The following is a 20,979-nucleotide window of genomic DNA, read 5'->3' as shown; positions in this document are numbered from 1 at the left end:
GCCCGCCAGCGATCCGCCGCCCGCGCGCGAACAGGCGGCGTGTGCCGTCTCCGACGACACGTCGGGTCCAGGCCCGGTGATCGTGGAGTGGCGACACTCTGTGATCACCAGGGGCCTGTGCCAAGGCCGTGCGCGACCGCGACCACACCGCGGCCCGCGACGTCCTCTTCGAAGGACGCTGTATCGTCGCCGCCGGGCGGGCGGAGACACCGAACGCCTCGTGGAGCGCCGGTAGGACCAGGACGAAGGTCCCGGCACAGCACGGTGAAGCAGGAAGCCCGCGGAAGGGTCACCCGACCCAGGCCGCAGTCACTGGCCTTGAGGCCAGGGAGCACGTCAAGGAGTCGAACATGCTGAGCCGGCAGTCGCGCGCGGCCCGTGGCTACACCGCACCCGAACCGCACCCGTCCGGTGCCCGCCCGCCGAAGATCCCCGCCGAACTCGTGCCGAACCACGTGGCGGTCGTGATGGACGGCAACGGACGCTGGGCGAAGGAACGCGGCCTGCCGCGCACCGAGGGGCACCGCATGGGCGAGGCCGTCGTGCTCGACGTACTCAAGGGCTGTCTGGAGATGGGCGTCAAGAACCTCTCCCTCTACGCCTTCTCCACGGAGAACTGGAAGCGCTCGCCGGAGGAGGTGCGCTTCCTGATGAACTTCAACCGGGACGTCATCCGACGCCGCCGCGACGAGATGGACGCCCTCGGCATCCGCATCCGGTGGGTCGGGCGGATGCCGAAGCTGTGGAAGTCGGTGGTGCAGGAGCTCCAGATCGCGCAGGAGCAGACGAAGAACAACCGGGCCATGACGCTGTACTTCTGCGTCAACTACGGCGGCCGGGCCGAGATCGCCGACGCCGCCGCGGCCATCGCGCGGGACGTCGCGGAGGGTCGACTGGACCCGGGCAAGGTCAACGAGAAGACCTTCGGCAAGTACCTCTACTACCGCGACATGCCGGACGTCGACCTCTTCGTGCGCCCCTCGGGGGAGCAGCGCACCTCGAACTACCTGATCTGGCAGAGCGCCTACGCCGAAATGGTCTTTCAGGACGTCCTGTGGCCCGACTTCGACCGCCGCGACCTGTGGCGGGCCTGCCTGGAGTACGCCCAGCGCGACCGGCGCTTCGGCGGCGCCCAGCCCAATGAGGTCCCGACCGGCCCGACCAAGGGCACCTGAGCCGCCGACGCCTCGGCCCCGGCCGCCTGGGGCGGGCCGGGGCCGAGGGGCGGGGCGGGTGGCGCGCGGCCCCGGCCCGACGGGCGTCAGCAGCCGATGAGGCGGCTCGCCAGGTAGGACTCGACCTGGTCGAGCGAGACGCGCTCCTGCTTCATGGTGTCGCGCTCGCGCACGGTCACCGCGTTGTCGTCCAGCGTGTCGAAGTCGACCGTGACGCAGAACGGCGTGCCGATCTCGTCCTGACGGCGGTAGCGGCGGCCGATCGCGCCCGCGTCGTCGAAGTCGATGTTCCAGTGGCCGCGCAGCGTCTGCGCCAGGCCGCGCGCCTTCGGGGAGAGCCGCTCGTTGCGGGAGAGCGGCAGCACGGCGACCTTGACGGGCGACAGGCGCGGGTCGAGGCGCATGACCGTGCGCTTCTCCATCTTGCCCTTCGCGTTGGGCGCCTCGTCCTCGATGTAGGCGTCCAGCATGAAGGCGAGCATCGCGCGGCCCACACCGGCGGCCGGCTCGATGACGTACGGCGTCCAGCGCTCGCCGGCCTCCTGGTCGAAGTACGACAGGTCCTGGCCGGAGGCGGCGGAGTGGGCGTTCAGGTCGTAGTCGGTGCGGTTGGCGACGCCCTCCAGCTCGCCCCACTCCGAGCCGCCGAAGCTGAACCGGTACTCGATGTCAGCGGTGCGCTTGGAGTAGTGGGACAGCTTCTCCTTGGGGTGCTCGTACCAGCGCATGTTGGTCTCGGAGAGGCCGAGACCCCGGTACCAGTTCCAGCGCTGCTCCATCCAGTAGTCGTGCCACTGCTCGTCCTCACCCGGCTTGACGAAGAACTCCATCTCCATCTGCTCGAACTCCCGCGTGCGGAAGATGAAGTTGCCCGGCGTGATCTCGTTGCGGAACGACTTGCCCATCTGGGCGATGCCGAACGGCGGCTTGCGGCGCGCCGTCTGCTGCACCTGGCTGAAGTTGGTGAAGATGCCCTGCGCCGTCTCCGGCCGGAGGTAGGCGACCGAGCCGGAGTCCTGCGTGGGGCCGAGGTGGGTGGAGAGCAGGCCGGAGAACTGCTTGGGCTCGGTGAAGGTGCCCTTGTTGCCGCAGTTGGGGCAGTTGAGGTCGGCCAGGCCACCCTCGGGCGGACGGCCGTGCTTGGCCTCGTACGCCTCCTCCAGGTGGTCGGCGCGGAAGCGCTTGTGGCAGGAGGTGCACTCGGTGAGCGGGTCGGTGAAGGTGGCGACGTGGCCGGAGGCCTGCCACACCTCCGACGCGAGGATCACCGAGGAGTCGATGCCGACCACGTCCTCGCGGGCGGTGACCATCGCACGCCACCACTGGCGCTTGATGTTCTCCTTCAGCTCCACGCCCAGCGGGCCGTAGTCCCAGGCGGCCCGCTGACCGCCGTAGATCTCGCTGCAGGGGTAGACGAAGCCACGGCGCTTGCTGAGGCTGACGATGGTGTCGATCTTGTCGGCGGCCACGGTGCTCTCTTCGTTACGAAACGACGACGGAATAGCTCAGGTTACCGGCGCTTGAGGCCCCCGGATCAAATCGGTGCGGGGGAGGACGACGCCCGGCCGGTCACGGAGCGTGCGAACGCTGTTCGAATTTGACAACGGTTTCCAACAGCGTTGAAAATGAGTGTCATGAACGCTCGACGCCGCCCTCTCATATCCGCCACCGCGGTCGCCGGGGCCTGCACCCTCGCCCTGTCCGCGCTGACCGCCTGCGGATCGGGTGACGCGGGAACCACCGAGGACGGCAAGCTGGCCGTCGTCGCCTCCTTCTACCCGATGGAGTTCCTGGCCGAGGAGATCGGCGGGGAGCACGTCGCCGTCAGCACCCTCACCGGCCCCGGCGTCGACCCGCACGATCTGGTCATCAGCCCGCAGCAGACGGCCGAGCTGACGGAGGCCGGGCTCGTCGTCTACGTCGAGGGGTTGCAGCCCGCCGTCGACGAGGCGGTGAAGCAGTCCGGCGTCGAGTACGTCGTCGAGGCGTCCGAGCTGGCCGAGCGGGCCCCGCGCGCGGAGGGCGGCACCGAGACGCACGGCGCGCCCGCCGAGGAGGACCACGGCCACGGCCACGAGGACGAGGCCGACCACGGCCACGAGGAGGAAGACGACCACGGCCACGAGGGCGAGGGCGACGGCCATGACGGGCACGACCACGGCGGCCTCGACCCGCACGTGTGGCTGGACCCGGTGCAGTACGCCGCCGTCGCGGAGGGCGTCGGCGAGGCGCTGGCCGAGGCCGACCCCGACCACGCGGCCGACTACCGCAAGAACGCCGACGACCTCGTCGCCGAGCTCGGCGAGCTGGACACCGCCTTCGAAGAGGGCCTGGGCAACCCGGAGACGCACACCTTCATCACCTCCCACGCCGCCTTCGGCCACCTGGCCGCCCGCTACGGGCTGCACGAGGAGGCCATCGCCGGGATCAGCCCGGAGGCGGAGCCCAGCGGCGCCCGGATGAAGGACCTGCACGCCGTCGCCGAGCGCGAGAACGTCACGACCGTCTTCTTCGAGACGAACGCGAGCGACGGCACCGTGCGGGCTCTGGCCACGGACCTCAACCTGGAGACGGACGTGCTGGACCCGCTGGAGGGCATCACCGACGCCTCCCGCGGGGACGACTACCTCGAGGTCATGCGCGCGAACCTGGCCGCACTGCAGAAGGCGCTCGGCACCGAGTGACCAAAGCCGGCGACCGGAGCCAGTGACCGGAGCCACGTAAGGAGCACCGCATGGACGTCCCGGCCCCCGGGGGCAGCGCCCCCGTCATATCCCTGCGCGGAGCGCACGCCGTCCTCGGCGCGCGCCCGGTGCTGCGGGGCATCGACCTGACCGTCGGGCGCGGCGAGGTCGTCGCGCTGCTCGGCGCCAACGGCTCCGGCAAGTCGACCGCTGTCCGCGCGGCGATCGGCCGGGTGCCGCTGACCTCCGGTGAGCTGGAGCTGTTCGGCACGCCGCTGCGGCGCTTCCGCGACTGGCGGCGCGTCGGGTACGTCCCGCAGCGGTCCACCGCGGCGGCGGGCGTGCCCGCCACCGTCCGCGAGGTCGTCTCCTCCGGTCGGCTGGCCCGGCACCGGCTGCGGCCGCTGGGCCGCACCGACCGGGCGGCCGTCCAGCGCGCGCTGGAGCTGGTCGGCATGGCCGGGCGCGCCAAGGACTCGGTGAGCGCCCTCTCCGGCGGTCAGCACCAGCGGGTGCTCATCGCGCGTGCCCTGGCCGGTGAGCCGGAGTTGCTGATCATGGACGAGCCGCTGGCCGGTGTGGACCTGGCCAGCCAGCACGTCCTCGCCGACGCCCTCCGCGACCAGGTGGCGTCGGGGGCGTCGGTGCTCCTCGTCCTGCACGAGCTGGGCCCGCTGGCGCCGCTCATCGACCGCTCCGTGGTGCTGCGCGACGGCCGGGTGGAGCGCGTCGCGCGTCCCGAGCAGCTGCACGACCCGGCCTGCCACCCGCACGACAGCGAGGTCGTCCACCCGGCGTCCGCCGTCCCCAGGATCGAAACGGGGCAGCTCTCATGATCGAGATCCTCGACTACGCGTTCATGCAGCGCGCGCTGCTCGCCGCCCTGCTGGTCGGCGTCGCCGCGCCCGCCGTCGGCATCTACCTCGTCCAGCGCCACCAGGCGATCATGGGCGACGGCATCGGGCACATCGCCCTGACCGGTGTGGCACTCGGCTTCCTGCTCAGCACCAACGCCGTCTGGACGGCGGTCCTCGTCTCGGCGGCCGGCGCGGTGGCCATCGAGCTGGTGCGCTGGTACGGCAAGGCCCGGGGCGATATCGCCCTCGCCCTGCTGTTCTACGGCGGCATGGCGGGCGGCGTCATGATCATCAACCTGGCCCCCGGAGGTTCGACCGCCGACCTGCTCACCGCCATGTTCGGTTCGGTCACCACCGTCGCGGCCGAGGACGTGACGGCCGTCGTGCTGCTCTCCTGCGCGGTGCTCGCCGTGTGCCTGGGCCTGCGCCGCCAGCTGTTCGCCGTCTGCCAGGACGAGGAGTTCGCCCGGGTGACGGGGTTGCCGGTGCGGCTGCTCAACCTGCTGCTCGCGGTGACGGCGGCCGTGACGGTCACCGTGGCGATGCGGGTCGTGGGGCTGCTGCTGGTGAGCGCCCTCATGGTCATCCCGGTCGCGGCGGCCCAGCAGGTCACCCGGGGCTTCGCGGTGACGCTCGGCCTCTCCGTCACCCTCGGCACGCTGGTGGCCGTCTCCGGCACGGTGGTGTCGTTCTACGCGGACGTGCCGCCGGGAGCGACGATCGTCCTGCTGGCCATCGCCGTCTTCGCCGCCCTGGCCGCGCTGACGCCGCTCGTCACCCGTCGGCGGGCGGTGCGGGCGGCCGGGGACGAGGCGCCGGCGGGCCTGCTGAGCAGGGAGCCGGCCGGGGGCTGACGGGCCTGCCCGGTCGCCGCTGCCACACCTGGCACAATTGAGCGCGACCAGGGCGAGCCGATTCACCCGAAGGGGTGCCCTTAAGGAGGCAACGGTGGCGACCGCAGGTCCCCCAGTCCGCGGCCGTTCGACCCGGCAGCGCGCCGCGGTGTCGGCGGCACTGAGCGAGGTCGACGAGTTCCGCAGTGCGCAGGAGCTCCACGACATGCTCAAGCACCGAGGCGACTCGGTCGGGCTGACGACCGTCTACCGCACGCTCCAGTCCCTCGCCGACGCCGGCGAGGTGGACGTGCTGCGCACCGACGAGGGCGAGGCCGTCTACCGCCGGTGCAGCACGGACGACCACCACCACCACCTGGTGTGCCGCTCCTGCGGCAAGGCCGTCGAGGTGGAGGGGCCGCAGGTGGAGAAGTGGGCCGACGCCATCGCCGACGAGCACGGCTTCGTCGACGTCGCGCACACTGTCGAGATCTTCGGCACCTGCGGGGAGTGCGCGGCGCGCCCGGACCGGAAGAAGAAGTAGCGGAAAGAAGCCTCAGGCCATGTCCCAGCAGCTCGCGATCGGCCCGCACGCCGTGACGCCCCCCGTCGTGCTCGCGCCCATGGCGGGGATCACCAATGCCCCGTTCCGGACGCTGTGCCGGGAGTTCAGCGGCGGCAAGGGGCTGTTCGTCAGCGAGATGATCACCACCCGGGCGCTCGTCGAACGCAACGAGAAGACGATGCAGCTCGTCCGCTTCGACGCGTCCGAGCGCCCGCGCTCCATCCAGCTCTACGGCGTGGACCCGGTGACCGTCGGCAAGGCCGTCCGCATGATCGCCGACGAGGACCTGGCCGACCACATCGACCTGAACTTCGGCTGCCCCGTCCCGAAGGTGACCCGCAAGGGCGGCGGCTCCGCCCTGCCCTACAAGCGCAACCTGCTGCGCGACATCCTGCGCGAGGCCGTCACCGGTGCGAACGGCCTTCCGGTGACGATGAAGATGCGCAAGGGCATCGACGACGACCACCTCACCTACCTGGACGCCGGGCGCATCGCCGTGGCGGAGGGCGTCACCGCGATCGCCCTGCACGGCCGCACCGCCGCCCAGCACTACTCCGGCACCGCCGACTGGACGGCCATCGCCCGCCTCAAGGAGGCCGTCCCCGAGATCCCGGTGCTCGGCAACGGGGACATCTGGTCGGCGGGGGACGCCGTGCGGATGATGCGCGAGACGGGCTGCGACGGCGTCGTCGTCGGCCGGGGCTGCCTCGGCCGGCCGTGGCTGTTCGGCGATCTCGTCGCCGTCTTCGAGGGCCGGGAGCAGGAGACGGCCGCGCCCACCCTGCGCGAGGTCGCCGACGTCATGGTGCGGCACGCGCGGCTGTTGGGTGAGTGGCTGGGGGACGAGGCCAGGGGCGTCATCGACTTCCGCAAGCACGTCGCCTGGTACACCAAGGGCTTCTCGGTCGGCTCGCAGGCCCGCAGCAGGCTCGCGACGGCGGCGTCCCTGGCGGAGCTGCGCTCCCTGCTGGACGGCCTGGACCTGGACCAGCCCTGGCCGCCGGGGGCCGAGGGCCCGCGCGGTCGGACGCACGGGCGCAACCGCGTCGTCCTGCCCGACGGCTGGCTGGACGACCCCTACGCCTGCGCGGCGGTCGGCTCGGACGCCGAGCTGGACACCTCGGGCGGCTGACCGCCCGTCCAGGGCTCGCCCCGGGTGGCGAGCAGGTCGAGCGTGAGCGCCGCCGTCCATCCGAAGTCGAGCGCGCCGCGCGCCTCCCCGGTGACCGGGTCGAGGTACTCGGCGAACCCGGTGGTGTCCGCGTGCGTCAGCATCGCGGCCCGCAGCGCGTCGGCCCGCCCGGCGTACCCGTGGCGGCGCAGGCCGTGCTCCAGCACCCAGTTCACGTTGAACCAGGCGGGGCCGCGCCAGTAGCGGTGCCGGTCGAACGCCCGTCCGCGCAGGTCGTAGCTGGGCACCATGCCGATGCCCGCGCCGAGCGCGAAGTGCGGCCCGGCGGCGGTCCGGACCAGCGCCGCGGCGACGGCGGCGGGCAGGCCCGGGACGGCCAGCGGCAGCAGCCCGGCCGCGCTGCGCTCGGCGACGAGGGCACCGGCGACCAGGTCGCGCGGGAGGAACTGTCCGCTCTCCGGTGACCACAGGCGCCGCACCATGGCCCCGGTGAGCCGCCGCGCCCGCTCCTCGTGCGCCGCGCGCCGGTGGCCCAGGCCCAGCTCCCGCGCGATGTCGGCGAGCGCGTGCTCGGAGGCGGTCAGGAGCGCGTTGAAGCCCGGGTCCTCCACGGCGAAGGCGAAGGCGGAGCCGTCGTGGTAGCCGGAGTCGCGGTAGTCGGCGGCCAGCCGCACGTAGCGGCCGTAGTCCAGGTCCGTCGGACGGTCGGCGGGGGCGCCGTGGTCGAGGTCGGCGCGCCGGAAGGAGCCGCGCGGGGCGGGCGGGACGCGGGTCAGCGGCGCGTCCCAGCACGGACTGTTGTCCATGCCCGGCTCCCAGGGGTGGACGCAGGTCGCGAGCCCGTGCCCGCCGAGGTCGCGGCGGTCTGCCAGGTAGGCGTGCCAGGCGGCCAGCCTGGGGTACGCGCGGGCCAGGAACGCGCGTCGCCGGGACAGCTCGGGATCGGCCCGGTGCACCAGCCATGCGGCCAGGGCGTGCACGGGCGGCTGCACGATGCCGGAGGTCTCGCGCTCCCGGGGGGCGCCCGCGGGCCGGCCCGCGTCGGAGGACCGCCAGAAGTCGGGGCTGGGGAAGTAGGCCCCGCGCGGCACGACGGGGTTGAAGACGATGTGCGGGACGCGACCGTCCTCCCACTGGGCGGCCAGCAGCGTCTCCAGCTCCTGCTGGGCGCGGAGGGGGAAGCGGTGCCGCAGGCCGATCGCGATGAACGCGGAGTCCCAGCTCCACTGGTGGGGGTAGAGGCTGCGGGCCGGGACGGTCGCTCCACCGATCCGGTTGACGGCCAGGACGCGTGCGGCGCGGCGGGCGAGCACCGTGGGGCGGACCGCCGGGCGCTCGGGCGGGGCGGTCTGGTGCGGGACGGTGGTCAGCGGCGCGGTCTCGGTCACGCGGTCCACGAGGGGCTCCGGTGTCGGATGTCGTTCCGGCGGCGCGGTCGTCGCCGGTGTGGGGTGAACGAACTCGCAGCAGTATGCGTGTCCGGGCCGCGCCGGGAACAGAAGGTAGGTCACACCGGTGAAATCTTGACACACCGGACGGCCGGAACCGTGACAGGGCCGGTGAATCGGACGCCCCCGGTCAACTCCCGCCCGAGGTGGACCGGGAGGGGTGGCGTCCGCCGTGCGTTCCCGCCCGCCCCGCCCGGCGCCGGTCCACCGCGGCGGGTGGGATACCGCACGGGTGTGGCGCACGTCACATCGGATGCGGTGCTCGGGCGGCGCCGGTGACGGAGGGGTGACGTACGTCCGAATCCTGGGACGCGCCGGGGGTGTCTCCGTGATTCTCGCCACGGGTGATATGAAACCTGCTCACATGAGCGCTCCCTTGGTGTGTCCAGTTCTCCAATGAGCGGCACTCAGTGCCACCTCCGTCGGGGTGCCGGGCGGTGGTCATCGTCGCTCACGGTGACCGTGGGGCGTTCGTGAAGCGGCGCTGCGTCATGATGCGTTCACCTCTCGAACGCGACGCGGTCGACTCCTTGGGAGAGCCTTTACTTTCGATCCGCTGGCGGATGGGTGGTTGTGGCCCTGTGACGTGCCGCTACCCCTGCTCATCAGCCTTGGATCTGGGTACGCTCCCCGCCGTCAGGGCAGCTAGGCAGGCCGTACACGAGGAGCGAGTCCCGTGCCGGAAATTCACCACCACGTATCCACGGACCCCACCAAGTTCGTGTACGCCTTCACCGAGGGCAACAAGGACCTCAAGGATCTCCTCGGTGGCAAGGGCGCGAACCTCGCGGAGATGACGAATCTCGGTCTCCCGGTGCCACCCGGGTTCACCGTCACCACCGAGGCGTGCTGCCTCTACCTGGAGAACGGCACCGAGCCCCCCGCGCTGCGGGACGAGGTCGGCGAGCACCTCGCCGCGCTGGAACGGCAGATGGACAAGCGCCTCGGTCAGGCCGACGACCCGCTGCTGGTCTCCGTCCGCTCCGGGGCCAAGTTCTCCATGCCCGGCATGATGGACACCGTCCTCAACATCGGCCTCTCCGACGCCTCGGTCACCGGGCTGGCCGCCCAGGCCGGGGACGAGCGCTTCGCCTGGGACTCCTACCGGCGGCTCATCCAGATGTTCGGCAAGACCGTCCTCGGCGTGGACGGCGAACTGTTCGAGGAGGCGCTGGAGGAGGCCAAGGGGGCCAAGGGCGCCGTCACCGACGTCGAGCTGGACGCCGCCGACCTGCGGACCCTCGTCGACCGGTTCAAGGACATCGTCCGCACCGCGACCGGGCGGGACTTCCCGCAGGACCCCCGCGAACAGATGGACCTGGCCATCCGCGCGGTCTTCGACTCGTGGAACACCGACCGGGCCAAGCTCTACCGCCGCCAGGAGCGCATCCCCGGCGACCTGGGGACCGCCGTCAACGTCTGCTCCATGGTCTTCGGCAACCTCGGCCCCGACTCCGGCACCGGCGTCGCCTTCACCCGCGACCCGGCCAGCGGCCAGCAGGGCGTCTACGGCGACTACCTCCAGAACGCCCAGGGCGAGGACGTCGTCGCGGGCATCCGCAACACCGTGCCGCTCGCCGACCTGGAACAGCTCGACCGGAAGTCCTACGACGAGCTGATGCAGATCATGGAGACGCTGGAGCTCCACTACAAGGACCTCTGCGACATCGAGTTCACCATCGAGCGCGGCAAGCTGTGGATGCTCCAGACGCGCGTGGGCAAGCGCACCGCCGCCGCCGCGTTCCGCATCGCCACGCAACTCGTCGACCAGGGCCTCATCGACGAGGCCGAGGCCCTCCAGCGGGTCAACGGCGCGCAGCTCGCCCAGCTGATGTTCCCGCGCTTCGACCTCACGGCCAAGGCCGACCAGATCGGGCGCGGCATCGCCGCCTCGCCCGGCGCGGCCGTCGGCAAGGCCGTCTTCGACTCCTACACCGCCGTGAAGTGGTCCCGCTCGGGTGAGAAGGTCATCCTCATCCGCCGCGAGACCAACCCCGACGACCTGGACGGCATGATCGCCGCCGAGGGCATCCTCACCTCGCGGGGCGGCAAGACCTCGCACGCCGCCGTCGTCGCCCGGGGCATGGGCAAGACCTGTGTCTGCGGCGCCGAGGACCTGGAGGTCGACACCAAGCGCCGCCAGCTGACCGCCCCCGCGCCGGACGGCAAGGGCACGCTGGTGATCGACGAGGGGGACGTCGTCTCCATCGACGGCTCCACCGGCAAGGTCTACCGGGGCGAGGTGCCCGTCGTGCCCTCGCCCGTGGTCGAGTACTTCGAAGGGCGCATGCACGCGGGCGCGGACGACGCCGACGAGCTCGTGCAGGCCGTGCACCGGGTCATGGCCTACGCCGACCGCGTCCGCCGGCTGCGCGTGCGGGCCAACGCCGACAACGCCGAGGACGCCGCCCGCGCCCGCCGGTTCGGTGCCCAGGGCATCGGGCTGTGCCGCACCGAGCACATGTTCCTCGGCGAGCGCCGCGAACTGGTCGAGCGGCTCATCCTCGCCGACACGGACACCGAGCGGAGCCAGGCGCTCGACGCCCTCCTCCCGTTGCAGAAGGGCGACTTCAAGGAGCTCTTCGAGGCGATGGACGGACTGCCCGTCACCGTCCGGCTGCTCGACCCGCCGCTGCACGAGTTCCTGCCCGACATCACCGAGCTGTCGGTGCGGGTCGCGCTCGCCGAGGCCCGCAAGGACGCCAACGAGAACGACCTGCGGCTCCTCCAGGCCGTCCACCGGCTGCACGAGCAGAACCCGATGCTGGGCCTGCGCGGCGTCCGTCTCGGCCTTGTCATCCCGGGCCTGTTCACCATGCAGGTCCGGGCCATCGCCGAGGCCGCGGCCGAGCGGAAGGCCGCCAAGGGCGACCCGCGCGCGGAGATCATGATCCCGCTGGTCGGCACGGTCCAGGAGCTGGAGATCGTCCGCGACGAGGCCGAGCGCGTCATCGAGGAGATCGAGCGGGAGCACGGCGTCGAACTGAAGCTCACGCTCGGCACGATGATCGAGCTGCCACGCGCCGCGCTGACCGCCGGCCAGATCGCGGAGTCTGCCGACTTCTTCTCCTTCGGTACCAACGACCTCACCCAGACGGTGTGGGGCTTCAGCCGCGACGACGTGGAGGCCAGCTTCTTCACGGCCTACCTGGAGAAGGGCATCTTCGGCGTCTCCCCGTTCGAGACGATCGACAAGGACGGCGTCGGCAAGCTCGTCTCGGACGCCGTGGCGGACGGCCGGGCCACCCGGCCCGACCTCAAGCTCGGCGTCTGCGGTGAGCACGGCGGCGACCCGGAGTCGGTGCACTTCTTCCACGAGGTCGGCCTGGACTACGTCTCCTGCTCCCCGTTCCGCATCCCCGTCGCCCGCCTGGAGGCGGGCCGGGCGGCGGCCGAGAGCGCGGGCAGCGACAGCCGCTGACCGCGGGGGCCGGACCACCGGGGCCGCCGCGCCGCGCACCCTCACCGCGCGGCGGTCCCGGCACCGGAAGGGGGCGGTGCGGCACCTGTGCGGAGGTGCCGCACCGCCCCCTCAGTCTCCGCCGGGGCCGACGGTGTCAGCTGCGGAAGGGCCCGGTCACCTCGTAGGTGATGCCCCCGGACGAACTGCCGCTCGTGCCGCGCTGGCTGGAGAAGTACAGCCGGGTGCCGTCGGGGGAGAAGGCCGGGCCGCAGATCTCGGAGCCCGACTGCCCGTCGATCCGCAGGAACGGTGCCACGACCTCGTCCGGTGTGATCACGCAGATCTCCATGTTCCCGCCGTCCTCGGCGACGAACAGGTCACCACCGGACGCGCCGGTGATGTTGTCGACCCCGGTCAGCGGAGCGCTCCCGCCGACGAGCGAGTCGTCGTAGGCCAGCTCGTACGTGCTCGCCGCCAGGTTCAGCCGCCACACGCGGCCGTCGCCCTTGGTCGTGAACCAGACGACCCCGTCCGCGTAGTGGCAGCCCTCGCCGCCGTCGAAGTGCTTGGCGGCCGAGACCTGGTAGCGCGTGGCGGTGGAGCCGCTCGGGTCGGGCACGTCCGCCCACCCGAACGACCCGGAGGTACCCGAGCCCGCCGTCAGTACCTGGAGCCGGCCGGAGGAGAGGTCCCCCCACGTGTCGGGCACGAAGCGGTAGAAGCAGCCGTTGCCGACGTCCTCGGTGAGGTAGACGACCTCGCGCTGCGGGTCCGCCGCCGCGGCCTCGTGCTTGAACCGCCCCATCGCGGCGCGCCGCACCGCCGCGTTCGTACCGTAGGGGTCGGTCTCGTAGACGTACCCCCGGTCGACCTCCTCGCAGGACAGCCACGTGCCCCACGGCATGGCCCCGCCGGCGCAGTTCTGCCGGGTGCCGGAGAGGATGCGGTAGGCCCCGGTGATCGACCCGGAGGAGTTGAACCGGAGGGCGCTCGCTCCGCCGCCCGGGTTGACCTCCGAGTTGGAGACGTAGATCCAGCCGCTGCCGGAGGGGAAGCACGCCCCGCCGTCGGGAGCCCGGTGCCAGACGTAGGAGGTGCCGCCCACCGTCTGGCCGGAGCGGGCGACGACCCGGCTGCCGAACCCGTCGGGGAGCCGGATGCCGTTGCTGTCGGGGGAGTTGAGCGGACCGTAGGGGCTCGGTCCCGGCTGGGCCGGGGCCGCGTAGGCGGCGCCGCGCATGAGGGTGAAACCGAAGGCGGCGGCCGAACCGCTCACCACGGTGCCGCGCAGGAAGGAGCGACGTTCCACGGATACCTCACCGGAGTCGTCTCTGCCCCGTCGCCCAGGTGGCGCCGGGGTCCAGCCCGCAGGACCCTAGGAGCGCCACGTGGCGTCTTCGCGACGGTCGCCGCAACGGCTCGTCACCGCCGCGTGAACGACGCGGACCGGTCGCGCCGACGAACGGCACGACCGGTCCGGGTCGGGGGAGAAACCGTGGGGCAGGCGCTCAGATGCTGACGCCCTGCGCCCGCAGGTAGGCCAGCGGGTCGATGTCCGACCCGTAGCCGGCCCCGGTGCGGATCTCGAAGTGCAGGTGCGGGCCGGTGCTGTTGCCGGTGGAGCCGACCAGCCCGATCTGCTGCCCGCCGTTCACGCTCTGGCCCGTGGAGACCGAGAGCGAGGACAGGTGGGCGTACTGGCTGTAGCGGCCGTCCGCGTGCTTGATGACGACCTGGTTGCCGTAGGAGCCGCCCCAGCCCGCGGAGACCACGGTGCCCGCGCCGACCGAGCGCACGGTGGAGCCGGACGGAGCGGAGAAGTCCACGCCGGTGTGGTAGCCGCTGGACCAGGACGAGCCGGTGGCGCGGTACGGCGTGCTCGGCGAGGCGTCGACCGGGCGGACCCAGCCGCTCGCCGGGGCCGCCTGCTCGGCCGGCTTCTCGGCCTTCGGCTCGGGCTTGTTCGCTTCCTCGGCCGGCTCCGGAGCGGGCTTCTCGGCCTTGGGCTCCGGCTTGGGCTCCGGCTTGGGCTCTGGCTTGGGCTCCGCCTTCTTCGCGGGCTTCGCGGGCTTCGGCTCCGCCTCGGGCTCGGCCTTGGCGCCCCCGTCCTGCTGCGGAGCCGCCGCCTCGGTCACGTCCAGGCTCAGGCTCTGTCCGGGGAAGATCAGGTCCGGGTCGGAGCCGACGACGCCGCGGTTGGTCTCGTAGACGGCCTTCCAGCCGCCGTCCACCGCGTGCACCGTGGCGATGCCGTAGAGGGTGTCACCGCTGACGACCGTGTAGTCCTCGGCGGTCGCGGCCTTCTTCTCGGCCTTCTCGGCCTTCTCGGCCTTGTCCGGCTTCGGGGCGGGCTTCTCGGCCTTGGGCTCCGGCTTGGGCTCCGCCTTCTTCGCGGGCGTCTCGGCCTTTTCGGCCTTCGGCTCGGCGGTGTTCCCGGCCGGGTCGATCTGCGGGGCGGGACCGTTCTGGGTCAGGCCGGCGCGGGGGCCGCAGACGGGCCAGGCGCCCGGGCCCTGCATCTCCAGCAGACGCTCGGCGGCGGCGATCTGCTGGTCCTTGGTGGCGAGATCGGCACGCGGGGCGTACTGCGTGCCGCCCGCCGCCTCCCACGAGGACTGCTGGAACTGCAGGCCGCCGTAGAAGCCGTTACCGGTGTTGATCGACCAGTCGCCGGTGCTCTCGCACTGGGCGACCTTGTCCCACACGGAGACGTCGGCGGCACTCGCGGAGCCTGCGGCGAGGGGCACGGCGACGCCGCCGGCGGTGGCGATGAGGGACGCACGGGCGACGTGACGGGTTATCAGGGCTTTGCGCGGACGGCGGTGACGACCACGGGACATAGGTGTGTTCCTCTCCTACGCCTGCGAGGTGAGCTGTCGGATTCGGACCGGAGAAGCCCGGCCACTCCCCTCGCGCCGGAACGCGTCGGGTCGTGGCTTCACCCCTAGCCGTACCGGTACGGATACACGGCACGGCGCTTACCTGGTTCCCCCGCTCCTGCCGCCCTGGTCTTTCAGGAATTCCCCCGGCCGGGCGGCAGGATTCGGCGTCCCGGCGGTGGGGCACCGCATCCGATGCGGTGCGGAGGAACCGTAGACACAACGCTTTGCACCAGACAAGCGGCTGGGGCCGGTGACCGGACCGCCGGGAGCGGCCTTCGGCACGGTGAGCGCCGGGGCCGATTCCGAGCGTCAGCGGGGCGGATCTTTCCGTATGTCCGAAAATCCCTGGTCAGCAGGGAAATTGGTGCGGCGGTGAGAACGGTCCCGATCGTCCGGTCGTACGGGCTCCGGGAAGCTGTGAGTCCGGTCACCCGCCCGTCGGCCGCCTCTTTATATCGGTCCAATCCCGGCGTCGTTCCTCTGAGGATGGGTCAGGCGGCCCCGGTCGTCATGTCCGTTTGGATACGTCATGGGTCTTTTCGATGGTTTTCTGGTCCGTCTCCTCCGCGCGGTCGGCGGTGTCGGGCCCCTCACGGCAGGGGAGCGCCGCGTGCCGTCAGCCAGAGCGCGTACCACTCCTCGTGGCTGAGGGCCGGGTGCCGGAGCGCGGCGTCGGCACACGCACGGATGCGCTCCGGCCGCACGCTGCCGATGATCGGCGCCACCCGCGCCGGGTGGCGCTGGAGCCACCACAGCACGACGGTCTCGGCGGTCGTGCCCTTCGCCTCGGCAAGCCGGGTCACCAGCTCCGCCGTCGCCCGCTCGGCCTGCGTCGTCTGACGTCCGGTGTAGCGGCCCTGGGCGAGTGCCCCCCATGCCTGGAGCCGGATCCCGGCGGTCAGGCAGTGCTCCACCGTGCCGTGGGGGAATCCGTTCCCGGTGGCCTCGGGGGTGTTGACGAGGACGCCCGCCTCCAGCCAGTCGCGCCGGTGGAGGCTCATCTCCAGTTGGTTCACCTCCAGCGGCACGTCCGTCCGCGACTGGAGGAGGGCCACCTGCGCCGCGCTCATGTTGGAGACGCCGAAGCGGTGGACGAGGCCCTGCCGGTGCAGGGAGGTCAGGGCCTCGGCGACCTCGTCCGGGTCGGCGAGGGGGTCGGGGCGGTGCAGGAGGAGCACGTCGAGCGCGTCCGTCCGGAGCCGGGCCAGGCTCTCCTCCACCCGCCGTGTGATGCTCCCGCCGCGCAGGTCGTAGACGCCGGGGCGCTCGCCGTCGGCGAGCCGGATGCCGCACTTGCTCTGGAGGGTGATCCGCTCGCGCAGCCCCGGCGTACGGGAGAGGACCTCGCCGAAGACGGCCTCCGCCTTCCCCCGCCCGTAGATGTCGGCGTGGTCGAACGTCGTGATCCCGCTGTCGAGGGCCGCCGCCACGGCCGCCTCGGCCTCGGCGACGTCAGCCGCCTCGTAACCGGCCGCGTTCCAGGCGCCGCCCAGACCCATGCAGCCGTACAGGAGGGGGGCGGTGTTCGTTGTCGTCGTCACCCCGCCAGCCTTCCATGCGCCGGGCCCGGCGCGGCCGCGCGTAGCGGTCGGGCCGGGCCCGGACGGTGGGGCGCCGCCCGATGGACAGGGCGGGGCGGCGCCGGTCGGGGTCACCGCACGCGGGTCGCGTACGCGGGCACCGTGACGGTGTCGTCGTCCAGGCAGTGTCCGCTGGCCAGGTCGAAGCGCTGCTTGAGCAGCGGCGAGGCGACGAAGGGCGCGCCGTCCACCGAGCCGAGCAGGCCCCGGGAGAGCACGTAGGCGCCGGTGAACGGGTCGCGGTTGCCGATGGCGTGGACGGTGCCGGTGCGGTCGAGGAAGAGCGCGATCTGCCCGCCGTCGGGCAGCAGGGCCGCGACGCCGCGTCCGGGGACGAGGTGGTCGACGGCGCACACGGCGGCCCACACGCCGCCGGTCCGCACCTCCACGCGCGCCGTGCCCGTGGCCGTGGTGGTCGCTGCGGGGGCGTTCGGGGTCAGCACGTCGGTCATGACAGGGGTGCTCCTTCGAGGGTGCGGACGGGGAGGTCCGGGCCGGCCAGGATGTCGAGGTCGGGCTTGTTCTGGTCGCGCTCCGGCACGAACCGCACCGAGGGATCGGGCGCGTCCGGGGCGTTGACGAAGGAGACGAAGCGCCGCAGCCGCTCCGGGTCGGCCAGGGTCTCGGCCCACTCGTCCCGGTAGCCCGCGACGTGCTCGGCCATCATGGCCTCCAGTTCCGCGCAGATGCCCAGGGAGTCGTGCACGACGACGTCGCGGACGTGGTCCAGGCCGCCCTCGATGCGCTCCAGCCACACCGAGGTGCGCTCCAGCCGGTCGGCGGTACGGATGTAGAACATCAGGAACCGGTCGATGAGCCGGACGAGTTCGGCGTCGGAGAGGTCCTGCGCCAGGAGGTCGCCGTGCCGGGGTGTGGCGCCGCCGTTGCCGCCGACGTACAGGTTCCAGCCGCCCGCGGTCGCGATGACGCCGAAGTCCTTGCTCTGGGCCTCGGCGCACTCCCGCTGGCAGCCGGAGACGGCCGACTTGAGCTTGTGCGGGGCGCGCAGGCCCCGGTAGCGCAGCTCCAGGTCGATGGCCATCTTCACCGAGTCCTGCACGCCGTAGCGGCACCAGGTCTGCCCCACGCAGGACTTCACCGTCCGCAGCGCCTTGCCGTAGGCGTGCCCGGACTCGAACCCGGCGTCCACCAGCCGCGCCCAGATCTGCGGGAGCTGGTCCACCCGGGCGCCGAACAGGTCGATGCGCTGGCCGCCGGTGATCTTGGTGTAGAGCCCGAAGTCCCGCGCGACCTGGCCGATGACGATGAGCTTCTCCGGCGAGATCTCGCCCCCGGGGACGCGGGGGACGATCGAGTAGGAGCCGTTGCGCTGGAGGTTGGCGAGGTGGTGGTCGTTGGTGTCCTGGAGGGCCGCCTGCTCACCGTCGAGGACGTAGGCCCCGGCGCCGATGGTGGGCGCGAGGGAGGCGATGATCGAGGCGACGGCGGGCTTGCAGACCTCGCACCCCTCGCCGCCGCGCGCCTCGGGGCGGCCGTGGCCGTCCAGGAGCTGCTGGAAGGACGTCAGCCGCAGCGCGAGCACGATCTCGTACAGTTCCTGCCGCGTCTGGCCGAAGCAGGCGCACAGTCCCGGGTCCACCTCGATGCCCTGGGCGGTCAGCTCGGCGTCCACGAGCTGGCCGAGCACCTTCACGCAACTGCCGCATCCGGTGCCGGCCTTCGTGCACGTCTTCACCTCCGGCACCGTGCCGCAGCGGTGTTCGGTCACGGCGGCGCGGATCGTCCCCTTGGTGACGTTGTGGCAGCTGCACACGACGGCGTCGTCCGGCAGCGCGGACGGGCCGAGCTGGGCGGGTGCCCCGGCACCGGCCGGCAGCACCAGCGACTCGGGGGCCACCGGCGGGACGGAGCCGGTCAGCGGCCGCAGCAGCCCATAGGCGTCGGCGTCGCCCACCAGGACGCCGCCGAGGAGCGCGCCGTCCGGGGCGATGACGAGCTTCTTGTAGACGCCCGCGCGCGAGTCGGCGTAGATGACGTCGAGGCAGCCCTCGGCCGTCCCGTGCGCGTCGCCGAAGGAGGCCACGTCCACGCCGAGGAGCTTGAGCTTGGTGGAGGTGTCGGCGCCGGTGAAGCCCTCGCCCGCCGCCGTTCCGGCGATGGCCGCGGCGGCCGCCTCGGCCATCTCGTAGCCGGGCGCGACCAGTCCGTACACCATGCCGTCGACGGCTTTGGCGCACTCGCCGATCGCGTAGACCGCGGGGTCGCTCGTGCGGCACCGGGCGTCCACGACGACGCCGCCGCGCTCGCCGACCTCCAGGCCGCAGTCGCGGGCGAGCTGGTCGCGGGGGCGCACGCCGGCGGAGAAGATCACCATGTCGGTGTCGAGGGTGGAGCCGTCGGACAGGACCATGCCGGTCACCGCACCGTCCGCGTTCGCGGTGATCTCCTTGCCGCCGACGCCGGTGTGGACGGTCAGGCCCATGTCCTCGATCTTGCGCCGCAGCGCGGACCCGCCCCCGTCGTCGACCTGGAGGGCCATCAGGCGGGCGTTGAACTCGACGATGTGCGCCCGCACGCCGAGGCCCTTGAGTGCCCCCGCCGCCTCCAGCCCGAGCAGCCCGCCGCCGACGACGACGCCGGAGGTGGCGTCCTTCGCGAACTCCTCGATGGCCAGCAGGTCCTCGATGGTGCGGTAGACGAAGCAGCCCGCGCTGTCCCTGCCCGGCACCGGGGGCACGAACGGGTACGAACCGGTGGCCAGCACCAGGGTGTCGTAGCGGAACGTCCGCCCGGAGCGGGCCGTGACGGTGCGGGCGGCCCGGTCCACCGTCTCGGCCGGGTCGCCCAGGTGCAGCTCCACGCCGTGCTCGGCGAGGAACGCCTCGTCCGTCATGGACAGTTGCTCGGGGGTGACGCCGGAGAAGTACGAGGTGAGCTGCACCCGGTCGTAGGCCGGGCGGGGCTCCTCGCACAGCACCACGACGCGGGCGCGGGCGGTGACGCCCTCGGCGGCCAGGGCTTCGAGGAAGCGCTGCCCGACCATTCCGTGGCCGACCAGGACGATCGTCGGCTTCGCTTGCGGCTGGGACGAGTGCGACACGGTCACAGGCCTCCATCGTTCGTGAGCAGGTGGAGCAGTGGTGCGGAGGGCAGGGGCTCGTCCCCTTCCCAGGTGCGGGCGAGCGCGCCGACGGTGCCGAGGTCGCCCAGCAGGATGCCGCCGACGAGCCGGTCGCCCCGGACGACGACCTTGCGGTACGCACCCCGGGTGGCGTCGGCCAGGTGCACGACGTCGTCGTCGGGCCGCGGCACGGTCTCCCCGAAGGCGGCCAGGTCCAGGGGCCCGGGGCCGGCGAGGGTCAGTCGGGTCAGGGCACGGGTGCCGGTGTAGGGGCCGCCGGCCCGCGCGGGCGCGGGCGGGGCCGTGGGGGAGGGCGCGGCGCGGGGCGTCGCGGTATCCCGCCCCAGCAGCACGGCGGCCAGGGCGTCGGCCTGCTCCTGCGCGGGTCCGGCGAGCCCGTAGACGGTGCCGCGGTGTTCGGCGCAGTCGCCGACGGCGAAGATGTGCGGGTCGTCGGTGCGCAGCTCGTCGTCGACGACGACGCCCCGGCCGACGGTGAGGCCGGCGGCGTGCGCCAGTCCGGTGCGCGGCCGTACCCCGCAGGCCAGCACGACGAGGTCGGTGTCCAGCGCGTAGCCGTCGGCCAGCGTCACCGAGCGCACCGTGCGGTGGCCGGTGCGGGCGTCGCGTCCCGTGCCCAGGCCGCGGACACGGCACTCGGTGTGCACCTCGACGCCGAGGCCGGTCAGGTGCGTGCGCAGCAGGTCGGAGGCGGTGGCGTCCAGGTGGCGTTCCATCAGGTGCTCACCCTGGTGGGCGAGGACGGTCTGGGCCCCCCGGGCGGCCAGCGCGCGCGCCGCCGAGACGCCGAGCAGCCCGCCGCCGATGACCACCGCCCGGGTGCCGGGCCCGGCCGCCGCGGCGAGCGCCGCGCAGTCGTCCAGGGTGCGGAACGGATGGACGCCGTCGGGCAGGCCCGCCTCGGCGCCGGGGCCGCCCTCGTCGAACAGGCCGCGTACCGGCGGCAGCACCGGGTTCGAGCCGGTGGCCAGGACGAGCGCGTCGTACGCGACGACGCCGCCGTCGTCGCAGACGACCCGCCGCTCGTCCCGGTCGACGCGCACCGCCCGGACGCCCGTCAGCCTCCGCACGTCGGGGCCCGGGGCCGGGAGGGCGATGACGTCGGGCGTGTACTGCCCGGCCAGCACCTCGGCGAGCAGCACCCGGTTGTACGGCGCGTGCCGCTCCTCGCCGATCACGGTGACGGCGTGCCCGGACCGCCCGGGGGCGTCGGCGGCACGGCCGAGCTGCTGCACGAGCCGCGCTCCGGCCATGCCGCCGCCGATCACCACCACACGCTGTTTCGAGGTCATGTCACCCAGCGTGCGGCGTCGCTGT

At 72.7% G+C, this 20,979-nt stretch carries 15 protein-coding genes and 1 riboswitch; of the genes, 7 read left to right on the top strand and 8 right to left on the bottom strand.

Annotation, left to right across the window (positions count from 1 at the left end):
• Nucleotides 1-350: 350 nt before the first annotated feature.
• On the top strand, nt 351-1,175 hold the full coding sequence (locus IF129_RS03650; RefSeq protein ID WP_191207913.1) for an isoprenyl transferase: 825 nt from the start codon (nt 351-353) through the stop codon (nt 1,173-1,175).
• Between the two features lie 86 nt (nt 1,176-1,261).
• Here the strand turns inward: IF129_RS03650 and IF129_RS03645 are convergent, their stop codons facing one another.
• On the bottom strand, nt 1,262-2,644 hold the full coding sequence (locus IF129_RS03645) for a glycine--tRNA ligase (protein WP_191207912.1): 1,383 nt from the start codon (nt 2,642-2,644) through the stop codon (nt 1,262-1,264).
• Nucleotides 2,645-2,800: 156 nt separating this feature from the next.
• On the opposite strand from IF129_RS03645, the gene IF129_RS03640 reads away from it, so the two are divergent.
• The 5 genes from IF129_RS03640 (at nt 2,801) to dusB (ending at nt 7,246) form a co-directional block, all read left to right on the top strand.
• Nucleotides 2,801-3,859: a metal ABC transporter substrate-binding protein gene (locus IF129_RS03640; protein WP_381480203.1), complete on the top strand. Its 1,059-nt coding sequence runs from the start codon at nt 2,801-2,803 to the stop codon at nt 3,857-3,859.
• 50 nt (nt 3,860-3,909) lie between these two features.
• A complete protein-coding gene (locus IF129_RS03635) occupies nt 3,910-4,695 on the top strand; it encodes a metal ABC transporter ATP-binding protein (RefSeq protein ID WP_191207910.1) in 786 nt (261 codons plus the stop codon).
• Nucleotides 4,692-5,570, top strand: coding sequence for a metal ABC transporter permease (locus IF129_RS03630; RefSeq protein WP_191207909.1), 879 nt, complete (start codon nt 4,692-4,694; stop codon nt 5,568-5,570). Before IF129_RS03635 ends, IF129_RS03630 begins: the two co-directional genes overlap by 4 nt.
• A gap of 94 nt (nt 5,571-5,664) precedes the next feature.
• On the top strand, nt 5,665-6,093 hold the full coding sequence (locus IF129_RS03625; protein WP_191207908.1) for a Fur family transcriptional regulator: 429 nt from the start codon (nt 5,665-5,667) through the stop codon (nt 6,091-6,093).
• Nucleotides 6,094-6,112: 19 nt separating this feature from the next.
• Complete coding sequence (dusB, locus tag IF129_RS03620; RefSeq protein WP_191207907.1) at nt 6,113-7,246, top strand: tRNA dihydrouridine synthase DusB; 1,134 nt, start codon at nt 6,113-6,115, stop codon at nt 7,244-7,246.
• Here the strand turns inward: dusB and IF129_RS03615 are convergent.
• Nucleotides 7,192-8,634, bottom strand: coding sequence for an MGH1-like glycoside hydrolase domain-containing protein (locus IF129_RS03615; RefSeq protein WP_381480317.1), 1,443 nt, complete (start codon nt 8,632-8,634; stop codon nt 7,192-7,194). The genes dusB and IF129_RS03615 overlap by 55 nt on opposite strands.
• Before the next feature lie 736 nt (nt 8,635-9,370).
• Here IF129_RS03615 and ppdK point away from each other — a divergent pair.
• Nucleotides 9,371-12,115, top strand: a complete 2,745-nt coding sequence (ppdK, locus tag IF129_RS03610; RefSeq protein ID WP_318153527.1) for a pyruvate, phosphate dikinase — start codon at nt 9,371-9,373, stop codon at nt 12,113-12,115.
• A gap of 136 nt (nt 12,116-12,251) precedes the next feature.
• On the opposite strand, the gene IF129_RS03605 is transcribed toward ppdK, so the two are convergent.
• The 6 genes from IF129_RS03605 to IF129_RS03580 all read right to left on the bottom strand — a co-directional run bounded on the left by IF129_RS03605 (nt 12,252) and on the right by IF129_RS03580 (nt 20,954).
• Complete coding sequence (locus tag IF129_RS03605; protein WP_191207906.1) at nt 12,252-13,406, bottom strand: alkaline phosphatase PhoX; 1,155 nt, start codon at nt 13,404-13,406, stop codon at nt 12,252-12,254.
• Between the two features lie 199 nt (nt 13,407-13,605).
• A complete protein-coding gene (locus IF129_RS03600) occupies nt 13,606-14,937 on the bottom strand; it encodes a transglycosylase family protein (RefSeq protein ID WP_191207905.1) in 1,332 nt (443 codons plus the stop codon).
• Between the two features lie 3 nt (nt 14,938-14,940).
• Nucleotides 14,941-15,118: riboswitch (cyclic di-AMP (ydaO/yuaA leader) on the bottom strand.
• Nucleotides 15,119-15,569: 451 nt separating this feature from the next.
• Entirely contained in the window at nt 15,570-16,520 is a 951-nt protein-coding gene (locus IF129_RS03595) for an aldo/keto reductase (RefSeq protein ID WP_318153526.1), read from the bottom strand.
• Nucleotides 16,521-16,630: 110 nt separating this feature from the next.
• Complete coding sequence (gene nirD, locus IF129_RS03590) at nt 16,631-17,011, bottom strand: nitrite reductase small subunit NirD (protein ID WP_191207904.1); 381 nt, start codon at nt 17,009-17,011, stop codon at nt 16,631-16,633.
• On the bottom strand, nt 17,008-19,563 hold the full coding sequence (nirB, locus tag IF129_RS03585) for a nitrite reductase large subunit NirB (protein ID WP_263576198.1): 2,556 nt from the start codon (nt 19,561-19,563) through the stop codon (nt 17,008-17,010). The genes nirD and nirB overlap by 4 nt, the downstream gene beginning before the upstream one ends.
• 59 nt (nt 19,564-19,622) lie before the next feature.
• Nucleotides 19,623-20,954 (bottom strand): NAD(P)/FAD-dependent oxidoreductase, encoded by a 1,332-nt coding sequence (locus tag IF129_RS03580; protein ID WP_191207903.1) that lies wholly within the window; start codon nt 20,952-20,954, stop codon nt 19,623-19,625.
• Between the last annotated feature and the right edge of the window lie 25 nt (nt 20,955-20,979).

Origin of the sequence: Streptomyces chumphonensis (assembly GCF_014779715.1) — a bacterium.
Lineage (GTDB): Bacteria > Actinomycetota > Actinomycetes > Streptomycetales > Streptomycetaceae > Streptomyces > Streptomyces chumphonensis.
This window is presented reverse-complemented; position numbering and strand designations above follow the sequence as displayed.

Coding starts and splice junctions, on each gene's coding strand:
- IF129_RS03580 (WP_191207903.1), bottom strand. CDS start 20,954: ATGACCTCGAAACAGCGTGTGGTGGTGATCGGCGGCGGCATGGCCGGA.
- IF129_RS03650 (WP_191207913.1), top strand. CDS start 351: ATGCTGAGCCGGCAGTCGCGCGCGGCCCGTGGCTACACCGCACCCGAA.
- IF129_RS03600 (WP_191207905.1), bottom strand. CDS start 14,937: ATGTCCCGTGGTCGTCACCGCCGTCCGCGCAAAGCCCTGATAACCCGT.
- IF129_RS03640 (WP_381480203.1), top strand. CDS start 2,801: ATGAGTGTCATGAACGCTCGACGCCGCCCTCTCATATCCGCCACCGCG.
- nirB (WP_263576198.1), bottom strand. CDS start 19,563: ATGGTCGGGCAGCGCTTCCTCGAAGCCCTGGCCGCCGAGGGCGTCACC.
- IF129_RS03635 (WP_191207910.1), top strand. CDS start 3,910: ATGGACGTCCCGGCCCCCGGGGGCAGCGCCCCCGTCATATCCCTGCGC.
- dusB (WP_191207907.1), top strand. CDS start 6,113: ATGTCCCAGCAGCTCGCGATCGGCCCGCACGCCGTGACGCCCCCCGTC.
- IF129_RS03630 (WP_191207909.1), top strand. CDS start 4,692: ATGATCGAGATCCTCGACTACGCGTTCATGCAGCGCGCGCTGCTCGCC.
- nirD (WP_191207904.1), bottom strand. CDS start 17,011: ATGACCGACGTGCTGACCCCGAACGCCCCCGCAGCGACCACCACGGCC.